The organism is Nitrospira sp. KM1 (assembly GCF_011405515.1).
Taxonomy (GTDB): Bacteria; Nitrospirota; Nitrospiria; order Nitrospirales; family Nitrospiraceae; genus Nitrospira_C.
Genome location: NZ_AP022671.1, coordinates 1,248,512 through 1,266,628, shown reverse-complemented (window position 1 = coordinate 1,266,628; position 18,117 = coordinate 1,248,512). Strand labels below are relative to the sequence as shown.

Sequence of the window (18,117 nt, the reverse complement as noted above, 5' to 3'; positions counted from 1 at the left end):
TGACTAACATATTGAAATTTAATATAAAATACTGTGAATTCATGTCGCTTTTTCGGTAAGGACCGATGCTGAGTTCCGAATTACGCTACCGACGCATGGGGACGGTTTTTCCAGTCACGGTCTCGATTGATCCGCGAAGGATGTGCACCATCTCTTTGAGCTCCCGCAAGCTTGTGGACAATGGTGGGATGAGCACTAAGACATGCCCTAAGGGACGAAGCAGGAGACCCTGCTTTCTGGCCTCTTGAGCGACAAGGTGCCCTATACGAGCCTCCAGTGGGTAAGCCAGACGACTGTCACGATTCTGAACCAACTCAATTCCTGCCATGAAACCCCGTTGCCGTATGTCCCCGATGTGGGGAAGGGTCTGCAGCGAGCGCAGCAAACGTGTCAGCGACTTGACTTTAGGCTGGAGGCGGGCAAGCGTCTTTTCTTTCCGAAAGACCTCGATATTTGCCAACGCGACGGCACACCCCAGGGCATTTCCGGTGTAACTGTGTCCATGAAAGAAGGTTTTGAACTCCTCATACCGGCCGAGGAACGCATTGTAAACTTCTTCCGTCGTCAGGGTCGCAGCGAGCGGCATGTAGCCGCCCGTCAACCCTTTGCTGATCGCCATGAGATCCGGGGTGACACGCTCGTGGTCGCAAGCGAACATTCTGCCTGTGCGGCCGAAACCTGTCGCGACTTCGTCCGCGATCAGCAGCACCTTGTATCGGTCGCAGAGTTCGCGGATGCGCCGCAAATATCCGGGAGGCGAGGTGATCATGCCGGCGGCAGCCTGAACCAGCGGTTCGATGACAAATCCTGCAAGTTCTAAATGCCGGTGTTTGAGAATTGTTTCGATGGGATCCAGGCAGGCCATCTCGCAAGACGGAAAACGGAGCTTCAACGGGCAGCGGTAGCAATAGGGAGGGTCCGCTTCGACGGTCGGAAAGGTCAAGGAGTGAAAGCGGGAATGAAACAACTCGATATTCCCGACGCTCACGGCTCCGACCGTATCTCCATGGTAGGCGAGCTTAAGATGGAGAAAGCGCCGCTTTGACGGAAGTGGAGACGGACGCTGCTGCCAATACTGGATCGCCATCTTCAATGCCACTTCGATGGCGGTCGATCCGTTATCAGAATAGAACACGCGCGCAAGTCCCTTCGGCGCGATGCGGATGAGCTCGCGAGCCAATCGAATGGCCGGAGGACTGGATTGGCCCAGGAGGGTTGAATGCGCAATCGCGCCGAGTTGTTTCTTGATCGCCCTGTCGAGTGCGGCATGACCGTGGCCGTGAAGATTGACCCAGATCGACGAGGTGCCGTCGAGATAGCGTCTTCCATCGAGATCGAACAGATAGGGCCCCTTGCCTCGTCCGACGATCAAGGGTTCTTCCCGTTCCCATTCCTGCATCTGCGTGAACGGATGCCAGATGAACCGGCGATCCCAATCGGCCAGCAGCTTCTTATCGCGGCGGGGAGTCATGGTGAGGTGATTTCGTCAAAAACCGGAGCGAAGAAGTGGCGGTGAACGGTCGTGGTGGACACGCGCGTGAAGGATTATACGAGGCGGGTGGATTCTTTGACAACCTGGAGGGCACTTACTATAATGAAGCGATTTTCTTGAGAAATGAGCTAGGATTTGCAAAGCCTGATACGTAATTTTTCGATTATCGCCCATATCGACCACGGCAAATCGACCCTCGCTGACCGGTTCCTCGAAGCTACTGGCGCTGTTACCGCTCGTGAAGCCAAGGAGCAGATCCTCGATGCGATGGATCTGGAGCGCGAGCGTGGCATCACCATCAAGGCGCACGCGGTCGCGATCAAATATCGTGCCGGGGACGGGAAGACTTATGCCTTGCATCTCATCGACACTCCCGGCCACGTAGACTTTACCTACGAAGTGTCGAGAAGTCTTGCAGCCTGCGAGGGGGCGTTGCTGCTCGTTGATGCCACACAGGGAGTGCAGGCTCAAACCATCGCAAATGTCAATTTAGCGATGGCCAACAAGCTGACCATCATTCCGGTCATCAACAAGATCGATCTGGCAAGCGCAGATGTGGAGAATACGAAGCATTCCATCTCCGATGTGCTCATGCTTGAGGCGAGTGAGGCCCTCCCCATCAGCGCGAAAGAGGGCCGCGGCGTTCCGGAGGTCCTTGAAACGATTATCGAGCGCATCCCTCCTCCCTCCGGCGATCCGACGGCTCCGCTCAAGGCGCTCATCTTCGATTCCTGGTTCGACAATTACCAAGGCGTCATCGTGTTGACGAGAATCGTAGACGGCGCGGTCCGGCCCGGCATGAAAATCAAGGTCATGTCGAACAACCGGACGTTCGAAGTCATGGAAGTGGGGCAGTTCACGCCCAAGCGAACGAAGAGAAACGAGCTGCTGACCGGCGAGGTGGGTTATCTGTGCGCCAACATGAAAGAGGTGGCCGACGTTAAAATCGGCGACACATTGACCGATGCGATTCAACCGACGTCCGAGCCGTTTCCCGGTTATAAAGAAGTCAATCCGTTGGTCTTCTGCGGACTGTATTCGACCGATACGTCCAAGTATGAAGACCTCCGTGACGCGCTGGTCAAATTACGCTTGAATGATTCGTCTTTCGTCTACGAACCCGAGACTTCTCTGGCGTTAGGATTCGGATTCCGCTGCGGGTTTCTCGGTCTGCTCCACATGGAAATCATTCAGGAGCGGCTGGAGCGCGAATACGGCCTTACACTGATTACGACGGCGCCGACGGTCGTCTACCACATCACGACGACGAAAGACGAAGTGCTCGAAATCGACAATCCGGCCGAATTGCCGCCGCCGGGCAGCATTGCAAAATTCGAAGAGCCGTTCATTCTTGCCACCGTCATTACGCCTGAGCGCTACATGGGGGCAATTTTACAGTTGTGCCAGGAGCGCCGGGGCATTCAGCGAAGCATCCATTTTCTCGATCCCACCCGGGTAATGATCAGCTATGAGTTGCCGCTGAACGAAGTCATCCTGGATTTCTACGATAAGCTGAAATCCCGTACACAGGGATACGCGTCCTTGGATTATGAACTCCTGGGCTATCGGGAATCGGATCTGGTCAAGCTGGATATTCTCCTTAACGGAGAGGCCGTCGATGCGCTTTCCTTCATTACGCATCGCGACCGCTCCTATCCTCGCGGCCGGCAGCTCGCGGAAAAAATGAAAGAGCTCATCCCACGGCAGATGTTCGAAATCGCCATTCAGGCGGCGATCGGCAACAAAGTGATTGCGCGCGAGACGATCGGGGCGATGAAAAAGAACGTGACGGCGAAATGCTACGGCGGAGATATCACACGGAAGCGAAAGTTGTTGGAAAAGCAAAAAGAAGGAAAGAAGCGCATGAAAGCCGTCGGCAGCGTGGAAGTGCCTCAGGAAGCATTCTTGGCCATTCTGAAAGTCGGTGACGAATGAGCGGGGATCTGAATAGGCCCGGCGGCGATGATGTGAGGCCTCAGGTCCCCGAAGCCGCAGCCGAGTCCGTTGGCGCATCCTCGATTTCCGAACCTCCGGTCTCCGTCCAGCCGGCCAGAAAATCGGTTCTCCGTGAGTATGCCGAGGCCATCGTCGTGGCCATGTTGCTGGCATTCGCCATTCGGGTGTTCGTGGTTCAGGCGTTCAAGATTCCCTCGGGTTCGATGATCCCGACCTTGTTGATTGGAGACCATATTCTCGTCAGCAAGCTCTCGTACGGTCTCCAGTGGCCGAGCGAGTGCAAATTCCAATGGGGATTTCCCCCGGTGAATTGCTACGCCTCTCACGGCATCATCGAATTCGGCAAACCGCAGCGGGGAGACATCATTGTGTTCCGCTTTCCGGAGGATGAGGAGAAGGACTTCATTAAACGCATCGTCGGCACTCCCGGCGACACCGTGCAAATAAAGAACAAAGTCGTGCTCGTCAATGGCGCCCCCCTCGATGACAAGACGTTCACGCAGCGGATCGATCCCGGGATCATCGACGGGACCATCAATCCGCGGGATAACTTCGGTCCGGTGACGGTACCGGACGATTCATATTTCGTCATGGGGGATAACCGCGACCAGAGCCTGGACAGCCGGTTTTGGGGTTACGTAAGGGGTGAAAAGATCCGCGGCAAGGCGTTTCGTATCTATTGGTCATGGAGCGGGCAGGGACAGTGGACGGAATGGGTTCGCTGGGATCGGTTGGGTAAGGCCATCCAATGACCAGACGAAATGCCAAGTCCGATGCCGGATCGTCTCCGCAGAGCGGCATGCTCTCGAGCACGGCGTTGCGCCAGTACATTCAGCGCTTTCCGCAGGCCTCCGTCTTGGTCATCGGAGACCTCATCTTGGACCATTACATCTGGGGCCGCGTCAGTCGGATTTCCCCCGAAGCTCCGGTGCCGGTCGTTCACGTGGATTCGGAATCCATGAGACTGGGTGGAGCGGCCAATGTCTTCAATAATGTGTTGGCGCTCGGCGGCAAGGCCGATCTGTGCGGAATCATCGGGGCGGACGAAAGCGGCCGGCGTTTGCTCAAAGAGCTGGGACCGCGGCGTTCCGGTCGCGGCGGCGTCGTCATCGACCACGACCGGCCCACGACCAGGAAGTCGAGGGTGATTGCTCACAACCAGCAGGTCGTCCGCTACGACGTCGAGCGGCGCGGTGAACCCAAACCTCTGCTGCAAAAACGCATGCTGCGGTATGTCGAATCCCGCCTCCGCGAGCTCTCGTGTGTCGTCGTATCGGACTATGCCAAGGGTGTCATCACCGCCGCATTGATGTCCGAATTGACTCGGCTCGCGGCGCTTCGACGCGTGCCCGTCATTGTCGATCCCAAAGTCGAACATTTCAGTTATTACAAAGGCGTGACTGTCATCACACCGAATCATCTCGAAGCGACACAGGCGGCCGGACTTCACGGTGATAGCGATCAGACCGTTCAAGAGGCCGGGGCGACAATCCGCCAGCGGCTTGGTTGTCAAACCGTGCTCATCACGCGAGGTGAGAAAGGGATGAGCCTGTTCGAAGGGGAGGGTGTCTCCTGGCATATTCCCACGCGGGCACGCCAGGTGTTCGATGTGACCGGCGCGGGCGATACGGTCGTCGGGACGATGGCGTTGGCGCTCGCGACGGGCGCGTCCATGCGGGAATCGGCGACATTGGCGAACCAGGCAGCCGGGATCGTCGTGGGGCAGGTGGGAACTGCGACCGTGACGGCCAAGCAACTGATGGAGGCGTTGGACCGTGAGTAAGACGGAGCGGCAGGTCACGGTAGTGATTCCCGCCCGCTACGGATCATCACGCTTTCCGGGAAAACCGTTGGCGCGTCTGGGGCGCAAGCCCATGATCCAGCACGTCTATGAACAAGCCGTCGCCTGTCGTGCCGTCACCAACGTGCTCGTAGCCACCGATGACGACCGCATCAAACAGGCCATTGAACAATTCGGCGGGCGCGTCGTCATGGTGAAAGGTGACTACCGGACCGGAACGGACCGGGTTGCGGCGGTCGCCACCATGTATGCCGGAGAATATTTCGTGGATCTTCAAGGGGATGAAATTCCACTTGATCCGGATCTGTTGACCGATTTGATCGATCCGTTTCTCCGGGCCAATGTGGAGATGGGCACGTTGAAACGGGCTATGGACACCACGGATGATCTGCAGAACCCCGCCATCGTCAAGGTGGTCACCGATGCGCAGGGCTACGCCCTGTATTTTTCACGCGCCCCGGTTCCGATGGTCCGCGATGACGCCGACGGACGTGTCGTGGGCGGACTTCATCATGTCCACCTCGGGCTGTACATGTACACCAGAAAGGCCTTGCTGCGTTTTGCCGAGTGGCCGACCAGCACATTGGAAGATGCGGAAAAACTGGAACAACTCCGGGCACTGGAGAACGGGATGCGCATCAGAGTGTGGGAAACGAAACATGCGTCGCTTCGGGTCGACACGCCTGAGGATGTTCCGGAGGTGGCTGACAAACTTCAGAAGTTCGAAGTTCTGAAGCGCGAACTCAACTTGACGCGAGGACCAGCCGGCCGATGAACGAGGGAGGGGTCAGGCGGCGGTCCGATCGTAAAAGACAGGTGGAATCATGAGTAAATTCATATTCGTCACCGGCGGCGTGGTGTCCTCGCTGGGGAAAGGGCTGGCGTCCGCCTCGATCGGAAATCTGTTGGAGAGCCGTGGACTCAAGATCACGTTTTTAAAGCTCGATCCGTATATCAACGTCGATCCCGGGACGATGAATCCCTACCAGCACGGAGAAGTCTATGTCACGGACGACGGAGCCGAGACCGATCTCGATCTGGGTCATTACGAACGCTATACGTCATTGACGCTGACCCAGGAGAATAATTACACGACCGGCCGTATTTATAATTCCGTCATCACCAAAGAGCGCCGAGGCGACTACCTGGGCGGGACGGTGCAGGTGGTTCCCCACGTGACGGATGAAATCAAACAGTGCATCGTGCGGCTCGCCAGGGGCATGGATGTCACGATCGTCGAGATCGGGGGGACGGTTGGAGACATCGAGAGCCTGCCGTTTCTGGAAGCCATCCGGCAGATGCCCTATGACGTCGGCCGTGAAAACGTCCTGTATGTGCACCTGACGCTCGTGCCTTATATCGGGGCCGCCGGTGAACTGAAAACCAAGCCGACCCAGCATTCGGTGAACAAGCTGAGGGAGATCGGTATCCAGCCGAATATTTTATTATGCCGCACCGACCGTTATCTTCCGCCTGAATTGAAGGCGAAGATCGCGATGTTCTGCAATGTCGAAAAGGACGCGGTCATCACCGCCAAGGATGTGGAAACGATCTACGAAGTGCCGATTGTTTTCCGCAAGGAGGGACTGGACGAGCTCATCGTCAAACAGTTGAAACTGGAGACCGGTCCTCCGAATCTCCGCGAGTGGGATGCCATGGTCCAGAAGATCAAGCATCCGAAACACGAAATTTCAGTCGCATTGGTCGGAAAGTATGCCGGACTGAAAGAGTGTTACAAGAGTCTGGCAGAGGCGCTGATCCATGGCGGCATCGACCATGAAACCAAAGTGAATATCAACTGGATCGAATCCGAGGACGTTGAGCGCCTGGGAACGGAACGAATTCTTCGGGAGGCCGACGGCATTCTCATCCCCGGAGGATTCGGATCACGCGGCATCGAAGGGAAAATCACCACCATCCGGTACGCGCGTGAACGCAAGATCCCGTTTCTCGGCCTGTGTCTCGGCATGCAATGCGCGACCATCGAGTTTGCGCGCAACGTGGCGGGGCTGACCGGAGCCAACAGCGCGGAATTCGACGAGCGGACGGCCCATCCTGTGATTCATCTGATGCATGCGCAGCATTCCGTGAGTGGGAAGGGCGGGACCATGCGGTTGGGCGCGTATCTCTGCAATCTCGGCGACGGCACGTTGGCGCAGAAAATGTACGGCGTGGGGGAAGTCCGCGAGCGGCATCGCCACCGGTTCGAATTCAACAATGCCTACCGTGATGTGTTGAGCGCCAAAGGACTGGTCCTGAGCGGGGTCTCGCCGGATGGTCAGCTGGTCGAAATCGTCGAATTGAAAGATCATCCATGGTTCCTGGCCACGCAATTCCATCCCGAATATAGCTCTCGCCCCCATCATCCGCATCCGTTGTTCAGCGGTTTCATCGGCGCGGCCCTGCGCAACAAGCTCGGTCATTGACCGCCTATGGCACACCTTGTCGACATCGGGACCTTCAAGGCCGGCCACGGTCAGCGGCCGTTTCTCATCGCAGGCCCTTGCGTTATTGAGAGTGAACAACTCGCGCTGGACACCGCGGGACGCATCGCCGAGATTACGCGGTCGATGGGGATTCCATACGTGTTCAAATCGTCGTATGACAAAGCCAACCGGACTTCGATCACGTCGTTTCGCGGACCGGGGTTGGAACAGGGGCTCGCGGTTCTTGAAAAAGTGAAGCGCGCGATCGGCGTTCCGGTCCTGACGGACGTTCATACGGAAAATGATGCGACGAAAGCGGGCCGGGTGGTCGACATGCTCCAGATCCCGGCGTTTCTCTGCCGGCAGACCGATCTTCTGATCGCCGCCGCCAAGACGGGAAAAGTCGTGAACGTGAAAAAGGGACAGTTTTTGTCGCCCCCCGAAATGGGACATGCCGTGAAGAAGATCGAGGAAAGCGGTAACACCAAGATTGTGCTGACCGAACGGGGATCTTCATTCGGGTACAATAATCTGGTCGTGGATATGCGGTCGTTTCCCATTTTGCGAAGCTTCGGCTATCCGGTGGTTTTCGACGCGACGCACAGTGTGCAGTTGCCGGGCGGAGGAGGCTCCAAATCCAGCGGTCAGCGCGAATTCGTCGAACCGTTGGCCTGCGCCGCTGCCGGTGCCGGTGTCGATGGTTTCTTCATGGAAGTTCATCCAAACCCCGATGCGGCTCTCTCGGACGGACCCAACATGGTTCCGCTTCATCAATTAAAGGCGCTCCTTGAGCGCGTGATGCGAATATGCGACGCGGCCAATCCACCAAAGTAAAAAGAGCTGCCCGCTCGGCGATGTCGACCCGTCACGCCGACGGCACGCTCGAAGAAGGCCGACGTGTACTCGCGGTCGAGGCTCGTGCCGTCCAGGCGCTCGTCGAACGGCTGGATCATCACTTCTCCAAGGCGGTCGAACTGCTGATGGGATGCAAGGGTAAGGTCGTGGTGTCCGGTATGGGAAAATCTGGGCAAGTCGGTCAAAAAATAGCCGCGACGCTGGCCAGCACCGGCACGCCGTCTTTCTTCCTTCATCCTGCGGAAGGCATTCATGGCGATTTGGGCATGGTGGCAAAACATGATGTCATGCTTGCCATCTCGAACAGCGGGGAAGTCCAGGAAGTTTTACAATTGTTGCCATTTGTTAAGCGCATCAATATTCCCTTGGTTGCCCTCACGGGCAGAGTGAATTCTACTCTGGCCAAGAACAGCGATGTGACGCTGGACGTGTCGGTGAGCGAAGAAGCCTGTCCTCTCGGCTTGACTCCAACCGCAAGTACGACAGCGGCTCTGGCGATGGGTGACGCCTTGGCCATCGCGCTTCTGCAAAGACGAGGGTTCAAGCAAGAGGACTATGCACAGTTTCATCCCGGTGGCACCTTAGGGCGCCGTCTCCTGGTAAAAGTGCGGGATCTCATGCACACGGGATCGGACATGCCGCGCGTCCGGCCGAACACGCCCGGCTCTGAAGCGATGCTTGAAATGACCGGAAAACGTCTCGGCATGACGACCGTGCTTGATGAAGCGGGGAAATTGGTCGGTGTCGTGACTGACGGTGACCTGCGAAGGTTTTTACAAGGGGGAGGGGACTTTACCACTGCGACCGCTGCTGAGCTGGCGAACCCCGTTCACAAGCGTGTTGGCGAAGAGAATCAGAACCGGACGCCAAAAACCGTCGGTCCTGACGAACTCGCCACCGCCGCCCTCGCTCTCATGGAGCGTCACACGATCACCGCGCTTGTCGTCATAGATCGTCACCAACGTGCCATGGGCGTCGTCCATCTGCACGATATCTTGAAGAATGGCATCGTCTAGAGGATACTGAGCGGATCATGCATCGCGTATTGGCAGCTTGGAGAGCGGTCGGGCAGGAGTCGCTGAACCTCCCGAATTTTATTACGCTCGTGCGCATTCTGCTCATTCCGTTTTTCATCATTCTCTTTATCACGCCCACGCCGGATCGCTCGATGAGCGCCGCCGTGATTTTCGTCGTGGCGGCCGTCACCGACATGCTCGACGGCTACATCGCGCGGCGGACCGGTCAGGTGACCAAGCTTGGGAAACTGCTCGACCCCATTGCCGACAAACTCTTGGTTCTCTCCGCGCTCATTCTCTTAGTCAATGTCGATCGGGTCAGTGCGCTCGTTGCGATTCTCGTCATTGCCCGCGAGGTGGCCGTCACAGGCATCCGGGCCATTGCGGCCGGTGAAGGGATGATCATTTCCGCAGAAAATACCGGAAAGTATAAGATGGCCCTGCAGGTCGTGGCCATCACGTTATTGATTCTCGAGGGCACCGATCTCGGCGAATTGGGAAACCTCCATCTGGCCGGCATCGTGACATTGTACCTTTCGCTCGTACTCGGGTATGTATCCGGCGGCCAATACGTGTGGAGTTTTTGGAGACAGGTGGTCGCAAAAGGGTTGTAAGACTCCGAGCCGCTATGCACCGTTCCTCCGCCATTCCCTAGTCCATGGACGAAGTACTGCTCTGGTCCCTGCTGACCGCGCTGGGCTTTCTGCTTGGCGCCATTCCGTTCGGCATTGTCGTTTCCAGTGCATTCGGACTTCCGGATCCCCGCACGGTCGGCAGCATGAACGTCGGCTTTACGAACGTGTTGCGCGTTTCCGGTGCAAAGGCAGGTCTGCTCACCCTGCTCGGCGACATGGGAAAAGGATGGGTGATGGGCTGGGCGGCTATGCAATGGCTTACCGACGAGCGTTTTATCATGATCGTGGCGTTGGCGCCGATTCTCGGGCACCTCTTTTCACCCTTTCTACAGTTCAAAGGGGGAAAAGGCGTGGCGACGGCGCTGGGGTCGGTATTGGGATTGGCGCCCTCGATCGGACTGCTGCTGCTCCTGATTTGGCTGGGGGCGGTCGCCATCTGGCGTTACTCGTCCGGAGGGGCGCTCGCCGCGTTTGGCCTGTTCCCCGTCGTCGCGATCGTCAATGAGCAGCGTCAGGAATTCCTCCTGTTCGCCATCATCGTGAGCGTCCTGATTTGGGTGAGGCACAAAGACAACATCATCCGTCTCTGGAGAGGGACTGAAAGCAAAATAGGAGAGAAACGGGTGCAGCCATCGTGACAGGAGTTCGTAAGCAGACCGATATCGCGGCCGGCGATTGCCGGTGAATTGACTCTCCTTTCCCCTCTCCATATAATGCCCATCCAGCTTCTGATTGAGTCCGGTTGACCTGCACTGATGCGCTCGCTGTCCAGGGAACACCTCTCACACATGCTGCGAGGATTGCGAAACGGCTTCCAGCACGCTTTTTCCGTGCAGCCGCATACCGATGCGTTGGCTCCGGAAGACCGGGAATTGCTGACCCGCCTGGCCGCGATTGTCGTCTCCCGCGGCATGGCCGCCCCCGCGACCGTCTTTCTCGAATCCATGGGGCCGATGAATTTTCTGGGAAGCCAAGCCCTTCACTTTTTCGCGCCCATCATCGAACTGGCCTGCAGCGCTCAAGACATCGAGCGAATTGCGCACCTGCTCGAACGCCGCGACACGGTCTCCCGTCTCATCGGCCTGATCGAGTCCGCATCGCGGTCGGAGAGGGCATCCGGGTGATGACGGTTGCTTCTGCGAACGGCTCCTCCGGGCACCACAACCCGCTCAATGTCATCGTGGCGACGGATTGCGGCAGCACCACGACCAAAGCCATTCTGATTGAAAAAATCGGCAACGAATATCGCCAGACCTATCGCGGAGAGGCGCCGACGACCGTCGAAGCGCCGTTCGAGGACGTCACGCGCGGTGTGCTCAATGCGATTGCCGAGATCGAAGAACTTTCCGGGCGCAAGATTCTCGACGGCGAGACGATCATCACTCCGAATCGCGCGTCCGAAGGCGATGCGAAGACCGGAGTGGACATCTACATTTCGACGAGCAGCGCCGGAGGCGGGCTGCAGATGATGGTGACCGGCGTGGTCCAGAACATGACCGGAGAAAGCGCCCAGCGCGCCGCCCTGGGCGCGGGCGCCATTGTCATCGACGTGCTCGCCTCCAACGACGGCCGGCTGCCTCACGAAAAGATCGACCGCATCCGCAGCATGCGTCCGGACATGATCCTGATGTCGGGCGGGACCGATGGCGGAGCGATGACGCACGTGATCGAAATGGCGGACTATGTGGCGGCCGCCGAGCCGCGTCCCCGGTTCGGCGTGACGTACAAATTGCCGCTGATTTTCGCGGGGAACAAAGACGCTCAGCCGCAGGTCAAAAAGATCCTCGGCGAGAAGACCGCGCTGGTGGTGACCGATAATATCCGTCCCGTGCTCGAAAAGGAAAATCTCGGGCCTGCCCGCAACAAGATTCACGACTTGTTCCTCGAGCATGTCATGCAGCAGGCGCCCGGATACAAGAAGCTCATTGACATGGCGGGAGCACCGATCATGCCGACTCCTGCCGCCGTCGGTGTCATTATGGAAACGATCGCCAAACGCAACCGTCTCAATCTGATCGGCGTCGACATCGGCGGGGCCACGACCGATGTCTTTTCCGTATTCGGCGGGATCTTCAACAGGACGGTCAGCGCCAATCTCGGGATGTCTTACAGCATCTCCAACGTACTGGCCGAAGCAGGGCTGCCGAACATCATGCGCTGGGTGCCCTTCACGATCGACGAGCAGACGCTTCGCAACCGCATCAAGAACAAGATGATCCGGCCCACGACCATTCCGCAAACCCTTGATGAGCTGCAGATCGAACATGCCATCGCCCGCGAAGCCCTCAGATTGGCGTTGCTGCATCATACATCGCTGGCTACGGGATTGAAGGGCGTCCAGCAGGAGCGGACGATTTCGGATGTGTTCGAACAGCAGACATCGGGCAAAACGTTGATCGACATGCTGACATTGAATTTGATCGTCGGCAGCGGCGGGATCTTGTCGCATGCGCCGCGCCGCATCCAGTCCATGCTGATGATGGTCGACGCCTACGAACCCGTGGGATCGACCATGTTGGCGGTCGACAGCATTTTCATGATGCCCCACCTCGGCGTGTTGTCGACGATCAACGAGCAGGCGGCCACGGATGTTTTTGTCCGTGACTGCATGGTCTATCTCGGAACCTGCATTGCTCCACGCGGCCGGGGCGCGCAGGGTGAGGCCTGCATCGAGTATGACCTGACGTTTCCCGATGGCAGGACGATCAGTGACCGCATGACGTTCGGTGAGCTCCGCCTGTATCCACTGGCCTCCGGCGACCGGGCGACGATCGCCCTCCGTCCGGCCAAGCATTATGACGTCGGTTCCGGTGCCGGTGTTCCGCTGTCGCAGTCGGTGGAAGGCGGGGTTGCAGGTCTCCTGATCGATTGCCGAGGCCGCCCGTTGCAGCTACCTGAGGAGCAAAACGCGCGCGTGGCCGCGCTCAAGAAGTGGTACCACGCCGTTGATTTGTATCCGGGGTCGTAAACAGGACGAGCGACCCGTACGATCGGCTGCAGTATCATGTAAGCGGGGCGGCGTGTCGTCACCCGCATCGGTCGTCGCGTGAATGGGATTGTGCGGGTAACAACATGCTCGCCCGCCTCTGACAATCACTGTCAGAAACTCCGACGATCCAGATTGAATTTGTTGGGCTCGTGACATGGCGCATTCATACACACCGGGCTTGACCGTCACAGACCGCACGACGGTTCGCCGCAGACGCGTGTTACCGCTTCCCGGGAAGGTCCTGGTTCAGGTGGGCCACCGGGTACGTTCTGAGCAGCCCGTGGCCCGAGCTGAGCTTCCCGGAAAGGTTTATCCTGTCAACCTGGCTAACCAGCTCAGCATCGCCCCGGATGAAATTAAGGAATATCTGGTCAAGCGGGAAGGGGATACGGTCGAACGTGACGAGATTCTGGCCGAAAACAAACCGTTCATCAAATGGTTCAAGACGGAAATTCGCTCTCCGGTCAGCGGGACGATTGAATCGATTTCACCCGTCACCGGTCAGGTTCTCCTGCGCGAACCCCCCAAAGTCCTGGAACTGTCGGCCTATGTCGACGGTGTCATCGTCGAGGTGATTCCGGAACAGGGGGTCGTCGTCGAAGCCGATTGCAGTTTGGTGCAGGGCATTTTCGGCATCGGCGGTGAAGCCAGAGGCGAGATTGTCGTTGCGGTTTCAGGCCACGATGAGCCGCTGACCCCGCAGCATCTGACCTCCGCGATGAAGGGGAAGGTCGTCATAGGAGGCTCGTTTCTCCCGGCGGAAACGATGGCGAGGGCGAAAGAATTGGGCGTCACGGGCTTGGTGGTGGGTGGTATTCATGATAAGGACTTGCGGGCGCTTCTTGGCTATGATCTCGGCGTGGCGATCACCGGCGGCGAGCGCGTCGGCTTTACGATGATCCTGACGGAGGGATTCGGGACCATTCCGATGGCCATGAAAACATTCAAGCTCTTATCGTCCCATGCAGGACGTCAGGCGTCGATCTCAGGCGCCACCCAGATACGGGCCGGTGTCATCCGTCCTGAAATCATCATTCCGCAGAGCGGGAAAACCTCGGGGGAGGCTCCCTTACGCCCGCCGCATGAAGGTATTCAGATCGGTGATCCGGTACGGATTATCCGCGACCCATTGTTCGGCCGTATCGGCGAAGTGTCCGCGCTTCCACCGGACCTGACGAAGATTCCCACAGAGAGTGACGTGCGGGTGTTGGAAGTGAAGTTCCCCGACGGCTCGAGGACGGTTATTCCCAGAACCAACATCGAAGTGATCGAGGGAGCGTGGTCGTGAGGCAGCCAGGATCCAAAACGTGCCGAGCCGGGTGCATTGTGCCGATCACGGCTGCCGTCATCTCAGCTTGTTTGGGTTTCATGGGGAATCCCGCGGGAGCGCAGACGTCTGTCCACCCGCCGCAGGAAGTCCGTGCGTTCGATACTCCGAATGATGGAGGCGAAAGCCTTACGTTGATATGGGCGCCCGGTCCCCAGGATCGCCCCGATGCGCGCTATCAAGTCCTGGCCGTGGAGGGAGACGCCGCAGACTCCTCGCTGATGAAAGTCGTCGCGGAGTTTCCTGCGAACAGCCGGTTGGTGAAGGACGCCAAGCTTCCATGGTGGACGAGACAAGCCGACCGGCAATGGCACCAGTTCGCCATCAAGAGCGGGAAAGGCGTGGAGGTCAAAAACGGGGTGTCCTACACCGTCGCCGTCGCATTCATCGAGGGTGAGCAGCGCGCCGTCGGGCCGCTCTTGCATGCGACGCCCGCTCCGAATTGGTTCAACTGGAATCAGCTCAACAATCTGGTCGCCGCGCTCGTGTTCGGCGCCCTGGTGTTTTATTCCATCAACTATGCGAAACGGAATGAGATTTTCCTGCGGCGCATCGCAGGGCTCGATGCAGTCGATGAGGCCATCGGGCGATCCACCGAATTGGGAAAACCGATTCTGTATCTGACCGGTGCCCACGATATGAGCGATCCATCGACCATTGCCGCTGCGGTTATTCTCGGTCGCGTCGCCAAGCGGGCGGCCGCGTATGAGACGGAGTTGATGGTGCCCCACCGCGATCCGATTACCATGGCGGTCTGCCAGGAAATCACCAAGCAAGCGTATCTCGAGGCTGGAAAGCCGGATTTATTCAAGGATGACGCGAATTTCTTTATCACGTCAGACCAATTCAGCTACACCGCCTCGGTAGACGGTATCATGCTCCGAAAAAAACCCGCGGCAAATTTTTTCATGGGTTCCTACTTTGCCGAGTCATTGCTGCTGACGGAAACGGGAGCGAGCACGGGCGCCATTCAAATTGCCGGGACGGACTCCGATCATCAACTGCCGTTTTTCGTGACCACGTGTGACTATACCTTGATCGGCGAAGAGCTGTACGCCGCCAGCGCCTACCTCTCGAGGGAGCCCGTCCAAATCGGGACATTGCGGGGACAGGACATCGGGAAGGCGGTCATTTTGGGCATCGTCGCCGTTGGAACCGTTCTGGCGACGATCGGGGTGGCCACCGGAGCCGCATGGCCTCAGCTGGTTCTCGATCTCTTCAAGGATCTCAAATGATTTTTCTCCGGAAGCAGCTTCCGCTGCTCATTACGATGCTCACCGGGCTGATCTTTGCCGCCCAGTACTACGTGCCGCATCCGGCATCCGAGCAACTGCTCACCTCCGTCACCAAATGGCTGCAAATTATAGGCGGCTTCGCCCTGGTCTTGGGCGTGACGAGCCTGTTCCAGCTGCATGCCACGAAGATCAGACGGAAAGAAGCCGGCTGGGGCTATAGTCTGGTGCTCTATGCCGGTATCGTGGGCACGGTGATCGTGGGCCTCTGGGCCAACGGGAAGGAGAGCGTCGATGGCGCCCCTACGGCCTTCGGGTGGGTGTATTCATTCATGATGGTCCCGCTGCAAGGCACCATGTTTGCCATCCTGGCCTTCTTCATCGCGTCGGCCGCCTATCGATCGTTTCGAGCCAGGAGCCGGGAAGCTGCCGTTCTGCTGGTGGCGGCGATCATCGTGATGATGGGGCGGGTGCCCTTGGGCGAATACTTGATTCCCGCCACCGGCGACATCTCCCAGTGGATTCTGAACGTGCTGAATGCCTCCGTCCGCCGGGCCATCTTGATCGGGGTCAGCTTGGGCGCTGTCGCGTTGTCGTTCAAAATCATTTTCGGCGTGGAGCGTTCGTACCTCGGCGGCGGAAAGGAATGACTGTGACCTCCTGTTCCCATCCGGGCCGCACGAATGGCCGAGTCTTGGTGATCTGCCTACGATGACCTTCGCGGAACGCATGCTCAGCATAGACCGGCGGATCATTTTCTTGGTGATTGCGCTGTGCACGCTTCTTCCGCTGTTGTACCCGGTCGGCCTGCCGATCAAAACCTCTCCGGAAGTTCGCAGCGTGTTCGATTATATCGAATCGCTTCCCGAACGGTCGGTATTCCTCCTCTCGGCTGATTTTGACCCTGCCTCGAAGCCAGAATTGCAGCCGCAAGCGATTGCCATATTGCGCCATGCCTTCAAGAAGAATCTGCGGGTCGTCGTGATGACGCTGTGGGTGACCGGGACCGGATTGGCTGATCAGATTCTGACACAAGTCGCGCAGGAAGCAGGGAAGACCAACGGAACCGATTATGTTTTCCTCGGTTGGAGTCCGGGCGGATCGGCGGTCATCATCAACATGGGGCAGGATCTGTACAACGCCTTTCCGAGTGATTACGGAGGCAAATCCACGAAGGGACTCCCGGTCTTGGACGGCGTGCACAGCTTGAAAGATGTGAGCTACGCGATCAGCCTGGGGGCCGGTGTTCCCGGGGTAGAAGCCTGGTACGTATTCGGGAAAGACAAGTATAAATTCGAATTGGCGGGGGGCTGCACGGGGGTCATGGCTCCGGGACTGTATCCGTTATTGCGAAGCGGGCAGATCAATGGACTGATCGGCGGGCTGCGGGGCGCCGCAGAATATGAAAGCTTGATCGGGCAGAAAGGCCGGGCCGTTGCCGGCATGGACGCCCAGTCGGCGACTCACATGGCGATCATCGTGCTCGTGATCTTGTGTAACATCTTCTATTTCTCGCTCCGCCGCGCGGCGCGGCGGGCCAGTCAGGTCTAATAGGAGCGGCAGTCGATGGATGCCACGGTATTGGGGGCGTGGGTGGCGACGGGGTTAACTCTATTTATCTTCTCCTTTTTGTACAAAGACAATCCACTCTTCAAGCTTGCCGAACACCTCTATGTCGGGGTGTCCGTCGGATACACCGTGGTGAAAGCCTACGACACGGTCGTGATGCACCTGATCGTGAAGCCGATACTCGAGGAGGGCGAATTCTCCCTGCTGATCCCGGTCGCGATCGGGATGCTGATGCTGACGAGATATGTTCCGAAGGCGGCATGGCTGTCGCGTTATGCGTTTGCGTTCATCGTGGGCGTGGGATCGGGCCTGGCCATTCCGCGTACGATCTCATCATTCATTCTGAAGCAGATCGAAGATACCGTCCGGCCGCTGCTTTCGATGTCCGGCGCCGACGGACTCGGTTTTTCGATGAATCTGCTCAACCCGGCGAGCAATGTGAACGCGGTGATCATCCTGATCGGCGTGAGCTCGGTCCTGTTTTACTTCTTCTTTTCCATCGAGCACCGTGGAACAGGAAGGGTCGTCGCGCGCACGGGAATCGTATTCCTGATGATCTCATTTGGCGCCGCATTCGGCTATACCGTGATGGCCCGTATGTCTCTGTTGATCGGACGCTTGACCGATTTGATCGAATTTTCCGACGCATCCTACGGACGCCCCACCGTCTGGCTCTTCCTCGTCACGGTCATCGCGCTCGTCATCCTGAATCGGCGCGGGCAGGGCGAGCCGCCGGACGTTCGGTAGCGCATCCAGTTTCCCCTGAGCTTCCGTATGCTACCCCCCTCCTTGCGCCGCGACATCCCATTGCAGCCGGGG

17 protein-coding genes are annotated in these 18,117 nt (G+C 58.1%); 16 read left to right on the top strand and 1 reads right to left on the bottom strand.

Features of this window, described 5'->3' with window-relative positions; translation table 11 throughout:
• Positions 1 to 85: 85 nt before the first annotated feature.
• The gene (bioA, locus tag W02_RS05775) at positions 86 to 1,471 is read right to left on the bottom strand and encodes an adenosylmethionine--8-amino-7-oxononanoate transaminase (RefSeq protein WP_173045654.1); all 1,386 of its coding nucleotides are present in this window, start codon (positions 1,469 to 1,471) and stop codon (positions 86 to 88) included.
• A gap of 156 nt (positions 1,472 to 1,627) precedes the next feature.
• On the opposite strand from bioA, the gene lepA reads away from it, so the two are divergent.
• From lepA to W02_RS05695, 16 genes are all read left to right on the top strand, one after another.
• Positions 1,628 to 3,427 (top strand): translation elongation factor 4, encoded by a 1,800-nt coding sequence (gene lepA / locus W02_RS05770; protein ID WP_173045652.1) that lies wholly within the window; start codon positions 1,628 to 1,630, stop codon positions 3,425 to 3,427.
• Positions 3,424 to 4,200: a signal peptidase I gene (lepB, locus tag W02_RS05765; RefSeq protein WP_173045650.1), complete on the top strand. Its 777-nt coding sequence runs from the start codon at positions 3,424 to 3,426 to the stop codon at positions 4,198 to 4,200. The genes lepA and lepB overlap by 4 nt, the downstream gene beginning before the upstream one ends.
• Positions 4,197 to 5,231 carry a D-glycero-beta-D-manno-heptose-7-phosphate kinase gene (rfaE1, locus tag W02_RS05760; RefSeq protein ID WP_197742151.1) on the top strand — a complete coding sequence of 345 codons (1,035 nt, stop codon included), beginning with the start codon at positions 4,197 to 4,199 and terminating at the stop codon, positions 5,229 to 5,231. Before lepB ends, rfaE1 begins: the two co-directional genes overlap by 4 nt.
• Positions 5,224 to 6,024, top strand: a complete 801-nt coding sequence (kdsB, locus tag W02_RS05755; protein ID WP_173045648.1) for a 3-deoxy-manno-octulosonate cytidylyltransferase — start codon at positions 5,224 to 5,226, stop codon at positions 6,022 to 6,024. Before rfaE1 ends, kdsB begins: the two co-directional genes overlap by 8 nt.
• A gap of 49 nt (positions 6,025 to 6,073) precedes the next feature.
• A complete protein-coding gene (locus tag W02_RS05750; protein WP_173045646.1) occupies positions 6,074 to 7,675 on the top strand; it encodes a CTP synthase in 1,602 nt (533 codons plus the stop codon).
• 6 nt (positions 7,676 to 7,681) lie between these two features.
• Positions 7,682 to 8,509 (top strand): 3-deoxy-8-phosphooctulonate synthase, encoded by an 828-nt coding sequence (gene kdsA, locus W02_RS05745; RefSeq protein WP_173045645.1) that lies wholly within the window; start codon positions 7,682 to 7,684, stop codon positions 8,507 to 8,509.
• 20 nt (positions 8,510 to 8,529) lie between these two features.
• On the top strand, positions 8,530 to 9,546 hold the full coding sequence (locus W02_RS05740) for an SIS domain-containing protein (RefSeq protein ID WP_173045644.1): 1,017 nt from the start codon (positions 8,530 to 8,532) through the stop codon (positions 9,544 to 9,546).
• Positions 9,547 to 9,563: 17 nt separating this feature from the next.
• A complete protein-coding gene (gene pgsA, locus W02_RS05735) occupies positions 9,564 to 10,160 on the top strand; it encodes a CDP-diacylglycerol--glycerol-3-phosphate 3-phosphatidyltransferase (RefSeq protein ID WP_197742150.1) in 597 nt (198 codons plus the stop codon).
• A 44-nt stretch (positions 10,161 to 10,204) separates the two neighbouring features.
• Positions 10,205 to 10,819: a glycerol-3-phosphate 1-O-acyltransferase PlsY gene (gene plsY / locus W02_RS05730; protein ID WP_173045643.1), complete on the top strand. Its 615-nt coding sequence runs from the start codon at positions 10,205 to 10,207 to the stop codon at positions 10,817 to 10,819.
• 150 nt (positions 10,820 to 10,969) lie between these two features.
• On the top strand, positions 10,970 to 11,305 hold the full coding sequence (locus W02_RS05725) for a hypothetical protein (RefSeq protein WP_173045642.1): 336 nt from the start codon (positions 10,970 to 10,972) through the stop codon (positions 11,303 to 11,305).
• A complete protein-coding gene (locus tag W02_RS05720; protein ID WP_173045641.1) occupies positions 11,305 to 13,149 on the top strand; it encodes a glutamate mutase L in 1,845 nt (614 codons plus the stop codon). Before W02_RS05725 ends, W02_RS05720 begins: the two co-directional genes overlap by 1 nt.
• Positions 13,150 to 13,324: 175 nt before the next feature.
• The gene (locus W02_RS05715) at positions 13,325 to 14,458 is read left to right on the top strand and encodes a hypothetical protein (protein ID WP_173045640.1); all 1,134 of its coding nucleotides are present in this window, start codon (positions 13,325 to 13,327) and stop codon (positions 14,456 to 14,458) included.
• The gene (locus W02_RS05710) at positions 14,455 to 15,732 is read left to right on the top strand and encodes a DUF6754 domain-containing protein (protein WP_197742149.1); all 1,278 of its coding nucleotides are present in this window, start codon (positions 14,455 to 14,457) and stop codon (positions 15,730 to 15,732) included. Before W02_RS05715 ends, W02_RS05710 begins: the two co-directional genes overlap by 4 nt.
• Positions 15,729 to 16,379, top strand: coding sequence for a hypothetical protein (locus W02_RS05705; RefSeq protein WP_173045639.1), 651 nt, complete (start codon positions 15,729 to 15,731; stop codon positions 16,377 to 16,379). The genes W02_RS05710 and W02_RS05705 overlap by 4 nt, the downstream gene beginning before the upstream one ends.
• Before the next feature lie 79 nt (positions 16,380 to 16,458).
• Positions 16,459 to 17,280: a hypothetical protein gene (locus tag W02_RS05700; RefSeq protein ID WP_232068660.1), complete on the top strand. Its 822-nt coding sequence runs from the start codon at positions 16,459 to 16,461 to the stop codon at positions 17,278 to 17,280.
• 15 nt (positions 17,281 to 17,295) lie between these two features.
• Positions 17,296 to 18,045, top strand: coding sequence for a hypothetical protein (locus W02_RS05695; protein WP_173045637.1), 750 nt, complete (start codon positions 17,296 to 17,298; stop codon positions 18,043 to 18,045).
• The last annotated feature ends 72 nt before the right edge of the window (positions 18,046 to 18,117 follow it).

Coding starts and splice junctions, on each gene's coding strand:
- bioA (WP_173045654.1), bottom strand. CDS start 1,471: ATGACTCCCCGCCGCGATAAGAAGCTGCTGGCCGATTGGGATCGCCGG.
- lepB (WP_173045650.1), top strand. CDS start 3,424: ATGAGCGGGGATCTGAATAGGCCCGGCGGCGATGATGTGAGGCCTCAG.
- rfaE1 (WP_197742151.1), top strand. CDS start 4,197: ATGACCAGACGAAATGCCAAGTCCGATGCCGGATCGTCTCCGCAGAGC.
- W02_RS05750 (WP_173045646.1), top strand. CDS start 6,074: ATGAGTAAATTCATATTCGTCACCGGCGGCGTGGTGTCCTCGCTGGGG.
- kdsA (WP_173045645.1), top strand. CDS start 7,682: ATGGCACACCTTGTCGACATCGGGACCTTCAAGGCCGGCCACGGTCAG.
- W02_RS05740 (WP_173045644.1), top strand. CDS start 8,530: ATGTCGACCCGTCACGCCGACGGCACGCTCGAAGAAGGCCGACGTGTA.
- pgsA (WP_197742150.1), top strand. CDS start 9,564: ATGCATCGCGTATTGGCAGCTTGGAGAGCGGTCGGGCAGGAGTCGCTG.
- plsY (WP_173045643.1), top strand. CDS start 10,205: ATGGACGAAGTACTGCTCTGGTCCCTGCTGACCGCGCTGGGCTTTCTG.
- W02_RS05725 (WP_173045642.1), top strand. CDS start 10,970: ATGCTGCGAGGATTGCGAAACGGCTTCCAGCACGCTTTTTCCGTGCAG.
- W02_RS05720 (WP_173045641.1), top strand. CDS start 11,305: ATGACGGTTGCTTCTGCGAACGGCTCCTCCGGGCACCACAACCCGCTC.
- W02_RS05715 (WP_173045640.1), top strand. CDS start 13,325: ATGGCGCATTCATACACACCGGGCTTGACCGTCACAGACCGCACGACG.
- W02_RS05705 (WP_173045639.1), top strand. CDS start 15,729: ATGATTTTTCTCCGGAAGCAGCTTCCGCTGCTCATTACGATGCTCACC.
- W02_RS05700 (WP_232068660.1), top strand. CDS start 16,459: ATGCTCAGCATAGACCGGCGGATCATTTTCTTGGTGATTGCGCTGTGC.
- W02_RS05695 (WP_173045637.1), top strand. CDS start 17,296: ATGGATGCCACGGTATTGGGGGCGTGGGTGGCGACGGGGTTAACTCTA.